Genomic DNA, 13,190 nt, shown 5'->3' on the forward strand with positions numbered 1-13,190 from the left:
TGCCCGAGACACGCTTCTACGTTCCTCCGAGAGAGCGCTCTCTCGCATCGTCAAGGAACCCCACTTCCCCCGAACAGGAGTGCCGTGCTCTTCTTCCCTCATCGACGCACCGGCGAAGACACCCACCGCAGAACACCCCGGCGGTACCGCACCGCGGCGCTCGTCGCCGCCGCGCTCGCCCTGTCCTTCCTCCAGGCCACCAACGGCAACGCGTCCGCCGGGCCCACCACGGCGGCCGAGGCCCCGGCCTCTCCCAAGGCGGCTGCTGACGTCGTACGGGTGGCCGAGTTCCTCGCCGAGTGCCCGTACACCCACCGGGCCCCCGACGACCCGATCGTCTTCCCGGGTCTGCCCGGGGCCTCGCACATGCACAGCTTCTTCGGCAACGACTCGACGAACGGCAACTCCGACCTCGCCTCCCTGGAGAAGGCCAGGACCAGTTGCGCCCCCGACACGGACCTGTCGTCCTACTGGGTGCCGACCCTGTACGACGGCGACAAGGAGGTCGAACCCACCGGCACGACCTTCTACTACCTGGGCGAAGGGGTCCGGGACGACGTCATCCAGCGGATCCAGCCCTTCCCCCGCGGTCTGCGCATCGTCGCGGGGAACGCGAAGGCGACCGGTCCCGACGACAACACGATCTCGCGCTGGTCGTGCCTGCACCACGGCGAGGTCAACCCGTCCCACGACTTCGTGAACTGTCCGGCGGGCGCGATGCTGGAGTCCTATCTGGACTTCCCGCAGTGCTGGAACGGCCGGGACCTCGACTCGGCCGACCACAAGAGCCACATGGCGTACCCCGTCGGCGGTGACTGCCCGTCGACCCACCCGGTGCCGGTTCCCAAGCTCCGCCAGGTGCTGCGGTACCCCGTCAACGGTGACCCGGCCCGGTTGCGACTGGCGTCCGGCCGGGGCTACACGATGCACGGCGACTTCTTCAACGTGTGGCCCGAGGCCGAGATGGCGCAGCGCGTCCGCGACTGCATCAACGCCATCGTGAAGTGCGGTGCCGACGGCACCCCCTGACCGAACGGCACCCGTCCGACGCCCGTCCCGGGACAGCGCGTCCCGGGGCGGGCCCTTCCCCGAGGACCTCGTGATGAAGGCGGCCCGCACCACCGCAGCACTGTCGCTGCTGCTCCTCCTGGCCGGCTGTGCGGCCCCTGCGGACGCCGAGCGGCCGCCCACCCGGCCGAGCGCCACCGCGTCCGCTCCCCCGCTCTCGGTCCCGGCCGATCCGACGGATGCCGCCTGGGTCCAGCTGATGACACCGATGAACGAGCAGGCCGTCGCGCTGCTGACGCTTGCCGCGAACCGGGCCGTCGATCCCCGCATACGGAGCTGGGCGGCCACCCTGCGCACGGCGCAGAACGGCGAACTCGCGCGGCTGCGGCCCCTGCTGGCCCGGATGGGACTGCCGGACACCAATGTGCACGAGGGACACGACATGCCGGGGATGGTGACGGAGCACGATCTCGCACGGGCCCGCACCACCGAGGGCGGGGCCTTCGACCGCTTTCTCGTGGCCCAGATCGGCGACCATCTGCGCCAGTCCGCGCAGGTGTCGCGCTCCGAGACGAAAGCCGGCACCCGCCCGGACGCCAGGCGGCTCGCCGCCGCCCTGGTGTCGGCCCGCCGGCCCGAACTCGACCGGCTCGCAGGCCTGTCGTCACGCACCGGGTGACGCCCCGGCCGCCGTACACCCAAGGCTTCCACGGCCGTTTCCGCGCCGCTCGTACCACCCGGTATAAAGACTGCATGACTGCCGACGTGCCCCTGCCCGACCGTCCCGCCACGCTGGAGGACGTCGCACTGGTGGCCGGGGTGTCGCGGGCGACGGTGTCCCGGGTGATCAACGGGGCGACCACCGTGGATCCGGCGCTGCGGCGGATGGTCGAGGAGGCGGTGGGCACCACCGGGTACGTGCCCAACCGTGCGGCCCGCTCCCTGGTGACCCGGCGCACCGACTCGATCGCGCTCGTCGTGTCGGAACGGGAGCGGCGCACCGTGTCCGAGCCCTTCGTCGGCCGGATGTTCTCCGACCCGTACTTCGGGCGGGTGGTCAGCGGACTGCTGGAGGTCCTGCGTCCGGCGGGCATCCAGCTGGTCCTGATGCTGGCCGACGACCAGGAGTCCCGCGACCAGTTGCTGTCCTATCTCCGCCACGGCCATGTCGACGGGGTGGTCCTGATCTCGTCGCACGCCGAGGATCCGCTCCCGGGGCTGCTGCACGACACGCGGCTGCCCGCCGTACTCGCCGGGCAGCCCCGCAGACCGACGCCGATCACCTACGTCGAGGCGGACCAGCGGGCCGGGGCCCAGCTGGCGGCCGATCACCTGGCCTCGCTGGGCCGTCACCGGATCGGCACCGTGTCGGGCCCGCAGGACATGCCGGCCGGTCAGGCGCGGCTCAGCGGTTTCCTGGACGCGCTCGCCGCCCACGGCATCCGGGACGTGGCGGCCGCCGAGGGCGACTTCACGCATGCGGGCGGCGCGGCGGCGATGCGGCGGCTGCTCACGGACCGGCCGGACCTGGACGCGGTGTTCATCGCGTCGGACCTGATGGCTCTGGGCGCCATTCCGGTGCTGCTGCGGGCCGGCAAGGACGTTCCCACGGATGTCGCGCTCGTCGGGTTCGACGACAGCAGTGCCGCCCTGGCCTGCGATCCGCCGCTGACGACGGTGCGGCAGCCGGTGGAGGAGATGTCCGCGGAGATGGCCCGGCTGCTGCTCAAGCAGATCGGCAAGCCGGGTACGCCGGCCCCTTCGGTGATCTTCCATCCGACGCTGGTCCGGCGGCAGTCGGCCTGACCGGAGCCAGGGTGCGGTCAGACTCCCGCGCCCGTGCCCGCGTCGTCCCCGTCGGCGCCGCGTACGGCGTCGGTCGTCCGCACCGGCACCTGCGGCCCCGAGACCTCGCGCAGCCAGCGCCGCAGGACCCGGTGCACGGCTTCCGCACCGACCAGCTCGGCCGCCCGTCGACCGCCCTCGGCGGCGACCGCCTCCAGCGGGTCCGTCATCTCGCGCGGCCACAGCAGGAACGGCCGGGACTGCTCGCCACCGAGCCCGCCGTGGGAGCCGATCTGTTCCTCGAAGGCGTGCACCGTGCCGGTCCCGGGGTCGTACATCGAGTTGACCATCACATCGGCGACGTGCGGGAACGTGTCGGTGCGCCGGATCGCGTCGGCCGCGCCGGGACCGAAGGGCGCCAGCGGGCCCTGTCCGTCCTTCAGCTCCGCCACGGGGATCCGTGTGCCGTCCCGCCCGAGGACCACCGATCCGTCGTGCTCGCTGTGTACGAGCAGGAAGCCGATGCCGGGGTGGTTGGCGAGCGTGCCGAGCAGCGCGGGGTGGCGGCGGTCGAGCTGTTCCTGCGAGGCGCGGCCGTCGATGTCGGGGAAGGAGATCAGGCCGAGGTTGCCGGAGGCCAGGACGACCGGGTCGGAGGCTTTCGTCGGCTGCTTCTCCTCGCCGCCGGCGACCGGCCGGTGGAGCGCGGTCCTGACCGCGTCACGCGCCTCGGAGCCGCTCCGTGTGCGCTGGGCCCTGCGGGGGACCGGCAGCCCGCTGCCCGCCCGCACCAGGTCCTTGAGCGTCAGCCCGTACACCCCGGCGAAGGTCTCCCCCGGGCTCTGTCCGTGGTCGGACAGGAGCACGACGCGGTAGTCGCGCGGCGTGTGTTCGGCGACCTTGACGATCAGGGCGAGCGAGCGGTCCAGCCGGGCGAGGACCTTCTCGGCGTCCCGGCTGCGCGGCCCCGAGTGGTGGGCCACCTCGTCGTACGCGACGAGGTCGGCGTAGACGGCGGTCCGTCCGCCGAACATGTCCCCTATGACTGCGGAGACCACCACGTCGCGTTCGACGACGGTCGCGAAGGCCCGGATGAAGGGGTAGAGCCCGCCGCGCTTGATCCGGGGCGCCTCCTTACGGATCCTGGCCCGGGTCGACTGGCCGATCTCGCGTCCGACCTCGGCGACGAAGGAGAGCGCCGTACGGACGGCGTTGGCGGGGTCCGAGAAGTACGCGAAGTAGCCGGCCCGTGAGCGTCGGCCCTTGCCCCGCCGGGCGGCCATGGACAGGACGAGGGCGAGCTGGTCGGCGCCGCCGCTGAAGAGGTTCCCGCGGCTGGCACCGTCCACGGTGAGCAGTCCGCCGTCGTGGGTACGCACGATGGCACGGCGCTGGAGTTCGAGGGCGCTCGCCGGTCTGCTGGAGACCATGACGTCGCCGGTCTCCTTCTCGTACCAGCGGAAGGCGGGGACGTCGTGGTTGCTGCCGTGCAGGATGCCGAGCTGGCTGGCACCGGTCTGGCTGGACCAGTCGGTGCGCCACGGGGTGAGCCGGTGGCCTTCGGTGTCGGCCAGCCAGTGCGCGACGGTCGGCATGACGCCGTCGGCGGCGGCCTGCGCGAGGACGTCGTGGCCGACGCCGTCGAGCTGGATGAACACCGTGCCGGGCGGTCCTTCGCCGCCCGCACCGCCCGTGCCGCTGCGGCGGCGGCGGCGCTGGGCCAGGCGCGAGAGCCGGCGGCGGTAGGCGTTGTCGTCATGGACGGCGAGTGCCGTGGAGGTCGCGGAGGCGACGGCGGACATGACGGCCGCGACGACGACGGCCGTCTCCGGGGCGGCGGCGCCCCGCCCGTCCGGGATGAGCCACAGCGCGATCAGGAGCAGCGAGCCGTTGAGGAAGAAGACCAGCATGCCGAGGACGAAGGCCGGCACGATGAGCAGGGCCCGTACGAGCACCGGCCAGACCAGTGCCGACAGCAGACCGAACGCGCCCGCGCCCCACGCCGCGGTGAACGCGGTCTTGGTCACGCTGTCGCCGTCGTCCGACTGGAGCTGGAAGTCCGGCAGAATCCCGGCGAGTGCCAGAAGGGTGACCGTCGAGACCCCCCACACCACGATCACTCGCATCAGGGCGCTTCCGGCTGTCCGCCATCGCCCGTCACCCACGCCGCTGCCACCTCACGTCCGGGCCCTGCCGTTCCGGGCCCCGCCCCAGCCTTTCACAGCGGGCGCGGCGAGCCGTGGCGCGATGGCCCCGGGCACTGGGGCCGACCGGCCCTAGGGCCGGTCGTCAAACTGCCGTCTGCCGCGCGACGCCATGCACGCACTCTCGCCGCACCGGCCCCAGGCCCCGGTACGTCCAGTACAGGGACCTGGAGCCGGCACGCCGAGAGCACGCAGCTGACGCCGCGCTGCCGCCCTTCGGGCGACGACGGCAGTCTGACGACAGGCCCTAGCAGCCGTCGTAGCCGGCGGTCGGCATGGAGAGCCTGCGGTGCACACTGGCCTTCGTACGGGCGCTGTACTGCGGTTCGTCGAGACCGGCGATCTCCAGGCGTACGCCGCGCCGCTCGCACTCGGCGGCGAACTGCGGGACCGAGGCGACGGCCCGGGCGAGCACCCGGTCGGTGGGGGCGACGAAGAGTTCGACCTCGCCGCCCTCGACGTCGGCCCAGAGCCCGTGGTGGTCGGGGCGCAGTCCGTAGAAGCGCAGCTGCCGGGTGACCACGTAGCCCTGGTCGGCGGCCCATCGGGCGCACATGGCGTGCTGGCTGCGGGTGTCCACGAGGAACGGATCGCTGTCGAGTTCCTCCAGTGGCGTGAGACTGGCGATGGCCGCCACGCGTACGTCCCCCATTGGCTGTCCCCCGTGCTAGGCGTTCTGCGACCCTACCGGCCGGATTCCCGTTCCAGAAGGCGCACGTCAGGGCGGGGCGGGGGCGCCCGGAGGTGGCCGGGGTGCGCCGGGGGCCGCTGTGGGTGGCGTCCGCCCCGTAGGCTCGTCGCAGGTCCGACGAGCAGGAGGCGGCAGGTGCCGGTGGAGATCACCTGGTGGGGTCATGCCACGTGCACGATCGAGGACTCCGGGGTGCGGGTCCTGACGGACCCCCTTTTCGTACGGCGCTTCGCGCATCTGCGGCGGCGGCGCGGTGAGCTGCCTGGACCGGTGGCCGCCGTCGCCGATGTCGTGCTGATCTCGCATCTGCACTCCGACCATCTGCATCTGCCGTCCCTGGCCCGTATCACCCCGGGCGCCCGTCTGATCGTCCCGCTGGGGGCGGTCCGGGCGGTGCCGGGGCTCCGGGTGCTGCGCAGGATGCGCGGGCTGCGGATCACCGAGGTGGCTGCGGGCGACGAGGTACGGGTCGGTGCGGTGCGGGTCAGGGCGGTGCCGGCCCTGCACGACGGGCGGCGCCTCCCGGTCGGCCCGCACCGCTCCCCCGCGCTCGGATACGTCGTCGAGGGCGAGGCCCGGACGTACTTCGCCGGGGACACCGGGCTCTTCGACGACATGGCGGACGCGGTCGGTCCGGTGGACGTGGCCCTGCTGCCGGTCGGCGGCTGGGGGCCGTATCTGGGCCACAGTCACCTCGACGCGACGCGCGCCGCCGAGGCGCTGGTCCGGATCGCGCCGCGGGCCGCGGTGCCGGTGCACTACGGCACGTACTGGCCGATCGGGATGGACGGGGTCCGGCCCCACGAGTTCCACTCGCCGGGTGACGAGTTCGTCCGGCAGGCGGCGATGCGCGCGCCCGAGGTGGCGGTGCACCGGCTGGAACACGGCGAGCACGTGCGGCCGGGAGCCGCCGGGTGATACTCGACTTCATCAGACAGACGGCGACGCTGCCCCCGGAGTCGACGCAGCAGGCGGTCGGCTATCCCTCGCTGTTCCTGCTGGTGGCGCTGGGCGCCCTGGTGCCGGTGGTGCCGACGGGTGCGCTGGTGAGCTCGGCGGCCGTGGTGGCCTTCCATCAGTCGTCGCCGTTCTCGCTGCTGATCGTGTTCGCGGTGGCGTCGTCCGCGGCGTTCCTCGGGGACATCTGCCTGTACTGGCTGGGGCAGCGCGGGGTCCGGTCGAAGAACGGCTCCAAGTGGCTGCGGGCGATCAGCGACCGGGCCGCGCCGGAGCGGCTCGCGCAGGCGCAGCGGAAGCTGGACGAGCACGGCGCGATGGTGCTGGTGCTGTCCCGGCTGGTGCCTGCGGGGCGGATCCCGGTGATGCTGGCGTGTCTGCTGGGCCGGATGCCGCTGCGGCGGTTCGCCCGGGGCGATGTGCCGGCGTGTCTGGCCTGGGCGGCCACGTATCAGCTGATCGGGATTCTCGGCGGTTCGCTGTTCCCGGAGCCGTGGCAGGGCGTCGTGGCGGCGGTGGGCCTGACGCTGCTGATCAGCGGGGCGCCGGCGCTGTGGCACCGGCTGCGTGGCCGCCGGTCCGGCCGGTGACAGCCGGCGTGCGGGTCAGCCGCTGAGGGTCCGTGGTTCGCGCGTGGTGTCGAGGATGCGCGAGCCGCCGATGGGCAGGTCCCAGAGCCGCTCTCGCGGGTGGCCGGCCCGTCGCCAGGCGGTGCGCAGCCGGGTGAGCGGTTCGAGTACGGGCTCCGCGGAGAGCAGGAAGGTCGCCCAGTGCATGGGCGCCATGGCGCGGGCGCCGAGATCCTCGTACGCCTGCACGGCCTCCTCCGGGTCGGCGTGCACATCGGCGAGCCACCAGCGCGGCTCGTACGCCCCGATGGGCAGCAGGGCCAGGTCGATGCCGGGGTGGCGGCGGCCGATCTCGGCGAACCAGTGGCCGTATCCGCTGTCGCCGGCGAAGTAGATCCGCTGTCCGCGGCCGGGCCCGGTGGTGTCCTCGACGACCCAGCCGCCCCACAGCGAGCGGCAGGTGTCGGTGAGGGTGCGCCTGGACCAGTGGTGCGAGGGCACGAAGTCGAAGCGGACGCCGTCCAGTTCCGCCGACTCCCACCAGTCGAGCTCGGTGACGCAGGCGAAGCCTCGGCGGCGGCACCAGTGGCCCAGTCCGGCCGGGACGAACAGCGGGGTGTGCCGGGGCAGCCGGCGCAGGGTCGGTGCGTCGAGATGGTCGTAGTGGTTGTGGCTGATCACGACGGCGTCGATCGTCGGCAGGTCGTCCCAGGGGACGCCGACGGGGGTGATCCTGGCCGGGGTGCCGAGGATGCGGCGGGACCAGACGGGGTCGGCGAGCACGGTCAGCCCACCGGTGCGGATGATCCAGCTGGCGTGCCCGGCCCAGGTGACGCAGGTGGTTCCGGCGGGGGTGGCGGGGAGCGGCCCGGGGGCGTACGGCAGCCGGTGGATGCCACGCAGTCCCTCGGCGTTGGGCCGGATGGAGTGTTCGCGGGCCAGCCGGGACATGCCCGTCAGACCGGGGAGGGGCGCGGTGAGCCGGTCGGCGAAGCTGCTGGGCCAGGACCGCGGCTCTCCGAGGGGGCGCGGGGTCACGACCTCTCCGCAGGACACCATGCGCGGCTCCCGGGCGAGGGAGCGCTCTGTCTGTTCCGTCATGGAGGGACTCCCGTCTCGGAGAGCGTCGGCGCAGCGTGTCAGCGGAGTTCGTCGAGGGCTGCCCGGAACATGCTCAGCGCTGCCGCGACATGCGGCAATTCGAGGGGTTCGGCCGCGGTGAGGGACTCCGTCTGCTGCCGAGCTGTGGCGCCGAGCAGCGATCCGGTGCCCAGCCGCACCCGCAGGGCGCCCAGTTCGTCGCCGAAGCGGTGGCCGCCGGGGGCCGGGGCACCGAGGCGGCCCGTCAGGTACTCCTCCAGTTCCAGCGAGTCCGTGACCCCGCGGGCGGCGAGCCGGGAGCGCAGCGGGCCGAGGTCCGCGTACAGGTGACGGCCCGCCTGCGGGGGTCTGGCCAGTGCGCCGGAGGCGAGGACCGCGTGGTGGGCGGCCGCGGCGACCCGGGCCTGGAGGGCCGCGGCGCGGCGGACTCGTTCGGTGACGGCGTCCGGTTCGTGCAGCGCGTGGGCGGCGGCGGCCGCCACCGGGCCCGCGACGAGGGCGCCGAGTGCGGTGAGGATGTCGAGCGTACGGGCGTGGCGCACCGCGGACCGCGCGGTGTCCGGGAACCGGGCGACGGCCACCGGCCAGGCCGACGGGGTCAGTGCGCCCGCCAGGTCGGAGACGACCGTGACGTCGTCGGGGCACATCTCGGCCGGGCTGAGCAGGACCGTGTCGTGCGGCCGGTGCAGGGTGTCGCGCCACGTCTCGTCGCTGACGATGTGCAGCCCCTCGGCGACGGCCGCCTCGCACGCCTCGCGCACCAGTTCCGGCGGGGCGACCGTGGCGGTGGGGTCGTCCACCACCGAGATCAGCAGCAGCCGCGGCCTGCCTCCCTCGGCGCGCACCCTTCGTACGGTCTCCAGGAGGGCGTACGGGTCGGGCACGCCGCCGCATTCGGCGGGGGTCGGGACCTGGTAGGCGGGCCTGCCCAGCAGCCGGGCCTGCGGGATCCAGGAGGCGGGGCAGGGTCGCGGCACCAGTACGTCGCCGCCGTGTGCGGCGATCAGGGCGAGCACCAGCGGGGAGGTGCCCGGCGCGGCGGCGATGTGCTCGGGGCCACCGTGCAGTCCGCGCCGGTCCCAGTAGGCGCGGGCCGCCTCGCGCAGGGCGGCCGAGCCGCCGGCCGGTTCGGGTGCGCCGCGGCCCGCCGCGGCCGCCAGCACCTCGGCCAGCGCGGGCAGCACGGGCAGGCCGGGGTCCGGAGCGGGCGGTCCGTACCGTACGGGCCCGCGGTCCTCGCGGACCCCTGGCCCGCCGCGCCCCTGACGTCCGGTCCGCTCCCGGCCCATCCGGGCCTCCTTCGCCGCCGCTCGGTCACCGTGCCCGTCGACCGGGCCGTGTCCGCCCCTTTATACGAGGGAATGGAGCGGGGCGCCTGCGCTACCGCGAAGCCGTCCGGACGGTCGTAGCACGGCCTCGGCGAGGCCGCCCGGCGGCCCGGGAACCGCACCGCGACACGACGGCCCCATTGACACTCGCCCCGCCCCGTTATTACGGTCACGCCAGGATTTCGAACGAGTGCCGAAATATCGAACAAGTCGAGGGGCAACTCCCGTGCGTATCACCGGAATCAGCACACATGTGGTCGGAACACCCTGGCGCAACCTCACCTATGTGCAGGTCCATACCGACGAGGGCCTCACCGGTGTGGGTGAGACCCGGATGCTCGGCCGCACCGACGCGCTCATCGGCTATCTGCGCGAGGCGGAGGCCAACCACATCTCCGGTTCGGACCCGTTCGCCGTCGAGGACCTCGTACGCCGGATGAAGTACGGCGACTACGGGCGGGCCGGTGAGATCGTCATGTCCGGCATCGCGGTCGTCGAGATGGCCTGCTGGGACATCAAGGGGAAGGCGCTCGGTGTTCCCGTCTGGCAGTTGCTCGGCGGAAAGGTCACCGACCGGGTCAAGGCGTACGCCAACGGCTGGTACACCACCGAGCGGACCCCGGAGGCCTATCACAAGGCCGCCTCGGCGGTCGTCGCGCGCGGCTACCGGGCGCTGAAGATCGACCCGTTCGGGACGGGCCACTTCGAGCTGGGCCAGGAGGAGACCCGGTACTCCGTGTCGCTCATCGAAGCGGTCCGGGACGCCATCGGCCCGGACACCGAGCTGATGCTGGAGATGCACGGCCGCTTCAGCCCCTCGACAGCGGTGCGAATCGCCCACGAGATGGCCCCGTTCCGGCCGGCCTGGCTGGAGGAGCCGGTCCCGCCGGAGAACCTGAAGGCGCTCGCCAAGGTGGCGGGCAAGGTCGACCTGCCGATCGCCACGGGCGAGCGCATCCACGACCGCATCGAGTTCCGCGAGCTCTTCGAGTCGCAGGCCGTCGACATCATCCAGCCGGACGTCGGCCACATCGGCGGCATCCTGGAGACCCGGAAGCTCGCCGCGACGGCGGAGACCCACTACACACTGATCGCCCCGCACAACGTCGGCGGTTCGGTGCTGACGGCTGCCAGCCTCCAGGTCGCGGGCTGCACCCCCAACTTCAAGATCCTCGAACACTTCAACGACTTCGCGGACGCCGACATCAAGAAGGTCGTACGCGGCGCCCCGCAGGTCGACCCGGAGACCGGCTGCTTCGAGCTCTCCGACGCCCCCGGGCTCGGAGTGGAGCTCGATGTCGACGCGGCCGCCGAATTCCCGCAGCAGCAGGCCCGCTTCGACCTGTGGGCCGACGGCTGGGAGAAGAGGCAGCCCAAGTGAGCGACACACCCGCCCGCTCCCGGGCACTCACGATCGACCGGCCGGGCGAGCACCGGCTGACGGACGGACCGGTCGTGGAGCCCGGCCCCGGCGAGGTCCGGGTGCGGGTGGCCGCGGCCGGGATCTGCATGAGCGACCGCGAGGTGTACGACGGTCATCGCGACCCGCAGTACGTGCGCTACCCCGTGGTGCCCGGCCATGAGTGGTCGGGCACCGTCGAGGCGGTGGGCGCCGGCGTCGACCCCGCCCTGGCCGGCCGGCGTACGGTCGCCGAGGGGTTCCGTTCCTGCGGCAGCTGCGAGCGGTGCCGCAGCGGTGAGACCTCGCTGTGCACCTCGGGGTACGACGAGACGGGCTTCACCCGGCCCGGCGCGTTCGCCGACCATGTCGTGCTGCCCGCACGGCTGTTGCACCCGCTGGCCGACGACGCGGACCTGCGCGCGGCGGCGCTCCTGGAGCCCGCGGCCGTGGTCGCCGCCGCCGTTCGGGCCGGATCCCCGGAGCCGGGTGAGCGGATCGCCGTCGTCGGTGCGGGAACGCTCGGGCTGCTCGCGGTCCAGCTGCTCGCCGCGGTGTCTCCCGGCGAGCTCACGGTGATCGATCCGCGGGACGAACGGGCCCGCCAGGCGCTGCGCTTCGGGGCGAGCGAGGCCCTGGCGCCGAAGGAGGCCGCGGAGGTGCACGGCCGGTACGACCTGGTGGTGGAGACGGCCGGGGCGTCGACCACCGCCGCCGACGCCTGCCTGCTCGCGCGGCGCGGGGGCCGGGTCGTGCTCACGGGGATGTTCGCGCCGGGGGCCGTCGGCATCGACCCCGTGCACCTGTCGCTGAGCCAGCTCACGGTGCGCAGCGTGTTCGGGGCGTCCTCCGCTTCCTGGTCGTACGCGGTGCGGGCGTTCACCGCGGGGCTGCTCGATCCGGCGGCCCTGATCACGCACGAGTTCCCGCTGGAGCGGTTCGCGGAGGCCGTGGCGCTGGTCGGGGGCGGCGGCGCGGGGACGGGCAAGGTGCTGATGCGCCCCTGAGGGCTGTCCCGTCCGGATCACGCCGGGCCCGCGGGTCCTTCCCGCCCGTCGCTCTTCTCCCCGAACCTCGTCCGACCCACCGAACACGAAAGGTCGCTCATGACCTCCGTATCCCCTGCCCCGTCCGGACCCCGCACCGGCGCCCGGCGCCCGGGCGAGCCCGCGCTGAGCGGACTCGGGCTCGGCGCCCCCGCCGCCTCCCCCGCCGACGCGTCCCCGCACTCCTTTCCCGACGGCGGCACATGGCGGACCGAGATCCCGTCCGTGGAGGGCCCCGAAGCGCTGTCCGTCGTACTGAAGGAGAGCGCGCGGCTCGATGTCCCCGTGCACCGGATCAGCCAGGGCAGCGGCGTCTGGATGCTCAGTGACACCGAGATCACCGACATGGTCGAGGGCTGCGCCGAACGCTCCATCGAGCTCTGCCTGTTCACGGGTCCGCGCGGCAGCTGGGACACCGGCGCCTCGTTCCGCACCGATTCGGGCGGGGCCGGGCTGCGCGCCCGTGGCCACGACGCCCTGGCCGGCTGTGTCGAGGACGCGCTGCGCGCCTGCGAACTCGGCGTGAAGTGCCTGCTGGTGGCGGACGAGGGAGTCCTGTGGACGCTGCACCGGCTGCGTGAGCAGGGCGTGCTGCCCGCCGACACGACGTTCAAGGTGTCCGCCCTGGTCGGCCCGGTGAATCCCGCGTCGTTCGCCGTGTACGAGCAGCTGGGGGCCGACTCGGTGAACATCCCGTCCGATCTGACGCTCGCTCACTTCACCGAGATCCGGCGCGCTTCGGCGGCTCCGATGGACCTGTACATCGAGGCCCCGGACGACCTCGGCGGATATGTGCGGATGTACGAGGCGGCCGAGCTGATCAGGCGCGGCGCCCCCCTCTACCTCAAGTTCGGCCTGTCCAAGGCGCCCGGGATCTATCCGTACGGCGCCCATCTGCGGGATGTCGCCCTGGAGACGGCCCGCGAGCGGGTCCGGCGCGGCCGGCTGGTCCTGGATCTGCTGGCCCGGCACGGCGCCGACGGGAACATGTCGCCGCTGGGCTCCCGGCTACCGGGCACCCTGCGCCGCTTCCCGGCCCGGTGACGCACCGCCGGGCGGGTCCGTGATCCCGGACCCGCCCGGCTCCACCGGCGCCCGGGCC

Annotated in this window: 12 protein-coding genes; 8 read left to right on the forward strand and 4 right to left on the reverse strand. The window is 73.4% G+C overall.

Annotated features, from left to right (window positions below; genetic code table 11):
- Nucleotides 1-84 precede the first annotated feature (84 nt).
- The 3 genes from OG959_RS03255 to OG959_RS03265 all read left to right on the forward strand — a co-directional run bounded on the left by OG959_RS03255 (nt 85) and on the right by OG959_RS03265 (nt 2,814).
- Nucleotides 85-1,029, forward strand: a complete 945-nt coding sequence (locus tag OG959_RS03255) for a DUF1996 domain-containing protein (RefSeq protein WP_326656450.1) — start codon at nt 85-87, stop codon at nt 1,027-1,029.
- Nucleotides 1,030-1,102: 73 nt separating this feature from the next.
- Nucleotides 1,103-1,687 carry a DUF305 domain-containing protein gene (locus OG959_RS03260; protein WP_326656451.1) on the forward strand — a complete coding sequence of 195 codons (585 nt, stop codon included), beginning with the start codon at nt 1,103-1,105 and terminating at the stop codon, nt 1,685-1,687.
- A 74-nt stretch (nt 1,688-1,761) separates the two neighbouring features.
- Nucleotides 1,762-2,814 carry a LacI family DNA-binding transcriptional regulator gene (locus OG959_RS03265; protein WP_326656452.1) on the forward strand — a complete coding sequence of 351 codons (1,053 nt, stop codon included), beginning with the start codon at nt 1,762-1,764 and terminating at the stop codon, nt 2,812-2,814.
- Between the two features lie 17 nt (nt 2,815-2,831).
- Here the strand turns inward: OG959_RS03265 and OG959_RS03270 are convergent, their stop codons facing one another.
- The gene (locus OG959_RS03270) at nt 2,832-4,958 is read right to left on the reverse strand and encodes a phage holin family protein (protein ID WP_326656454.1); all 2,127 of its coding nucleotides are present in this window, start codon (nt 4,956-4,958) and stop codon (nt 2,832-2,834) included.
- Nucleotides 4,959-5,244: 286 nt separating this feature from the next.
- The gene (locus tag OG959_RS03275; protein WP_326656455.1) at nt 5,245-5,649 is read right to left on the reverse strand and encodes a hypothetical protein; all 405 of its coding nucleotides are present in this window, start codon (nt 5,647-5,649) and stop codon (nt 5,245-5,247) included.
- 174 nt (nt 5,650-5,823) lie between these two features.
- Here OG959_RS03275 and OG959_RS03280 point away from each other — a divergent pair, with 174 nt between their 5' ends.
- Nucleotides 5,824-6,606 (forward strand): MBL fold metallo-hydrolase, encoded by a 783-nt coding sequence (locus OG959_RS03280; protein ID WP_326656456.1) that lies wholly within the window; start codon nt 5,824-5,826, stop codon nt 6,604-6,606.
- Entirely contained in the window at nt 6,606-7,235 is a 630-nt protein-coding gene (locus tag OG959_RS03285; RefSeq protein WP_326666185.1) for a DedA family protein, read from the forward strand. The genes OG959_RS03280 and OG959_RS03285 overlap by 1 nt, the downstream gene beginning before the upstream one ends.
- Before the next feature lie 15 nt (nt 7,236-7,250).
- Here OG959_RS03285 and OG959_RS03290 read toward each other — a convergent pair whose 3' ends face one another.
- Nucleotides 7,251-8,315 carry an MBL fold metallo-hydrolase gene (locus OG959_RS03290; RefSeq protein ID WP_326656457.1) on the reverse strand — a complete coding sequence of 355 codons (1,065 nt, stop codon included), beginning with the start codon at nt 8,313-8,315 and terminating at the stop codon, nt 7,251-7,253.
- Nucleotides 8,316-8,353: 38 nt separating this feature from the next.
- Entirely contained in the window at nt 8,354-9,604 is a 1,251-nt protein-coding gene (locus tag OG959_RS03295) for an aminotransferase class I/II-fold pyridoxal phosphate-dependent enzyme (protein WP_326656458.1), read from the reverse strand.
- Nucleotides 9,605-9,869: 265 nt separating this feature from the next.
- On the opposite strand from OG959_RS03295, the gene OG959_RS03300 reads away from it, so the two are divergent.
- From OG959_RS03300 to OG959_RS03310, 3 genes are all read left to right on the forward strand, one after another.
- Entirely contained in the window at nt 9,870-11,024 is a 1,155-nt protein-coding gene (locus OG959_RS03300; protein ID WP_306105927.1) for a mandelate racemase/muconate lactonizing enzyme family protein, read from the forward strand.
- The gene (locus tag OG959_RS03305; protein ID WP_326656459.1) at nt 11,021-12,049 is read left to right on the forward strand and encodes a zinc-dependent alcohol dehydrogenase; all 1,029 of its coding nucleotides are present in this window, start codon (nt 11,021-11,023) and stop codon (nt 12,047-12,049) included. The genes OG959_RS03300 and OG959_RS03305 overlap by 4 nt, the downstream gene beginning before the upstream one ends.
- 99 nt (nt 12,050-12,148) lie before the next feature.
- Nucleotides 12,149-13,132, forward strand: coding sequence for a hypothetical protein (locus tag OG959_RS03310; RefSeq protein ID WP_326656460.1), 984 nt, complete (start codon nt 12,149-12,151; stop codon nt 13,130-13,132).
- Nucleotides 13,133-13,190 lie beyond the last annotated feature (58 nt).

It is taken from the genome of Streptomyces sp. NBC_00385 (assembly GCF_035917155.1).
GTDB lineage: Bacteria > Actinomycetota > Actinomycetes > Streptomycetales > Streptomycetaceae > Streptomyces > Streptomyces poriferorum.

What these genes read in the sequence shown, in the direction of transcription:
- OG959_RS03260 (WP_326656451.1), top strand. Translation starts at nt 1,103, where the DNA reads ATGAAGGCGGCCCGCACCACCGCAGCACTGTCGCTGCTGCTCCTCCTG.
- OG959_RS03265 (WP_326656452.1), top strand. Translation starts at nt 1,762, where the DNA reads ATGACTGCCGACGTGCCCCTGCCCGACCGTCCCGCCACGCTGGAGGAC.
- OG959_RS03275 (WP_326656455.1), bottom strand. Translation starts at nt 5,649, where the DNA reads ATGGGGGACGTACGCGTGGCGGCCATCGCCAGTCTCACGCCACTGGAG.
- OG959_RS03290 (WP_326656457.1), bottom strand. Translation starts at nt 8,315, where the DNA reads ATGACGGAACAGACAGAGCGCTCCCTCGCCCGGGAGCCGCGCATGGTG.
- OG959_RS03295 (WP_326656458.1), bottom strand. Translation starts at nt 9,604, where the DNA reads ATGGGCCGGGAGCGGACCGGACGTCAGGGGCGCGGCGGGCCAGGGGTC.
- OG959_RS03310 (WP_326656460.1), top strand. Translation starts at nt 12,149, where the DNA reads ATGACCTCCGTATCCCCTGCCCCGTCCGGACCCCGCACCGGCGCCCGG.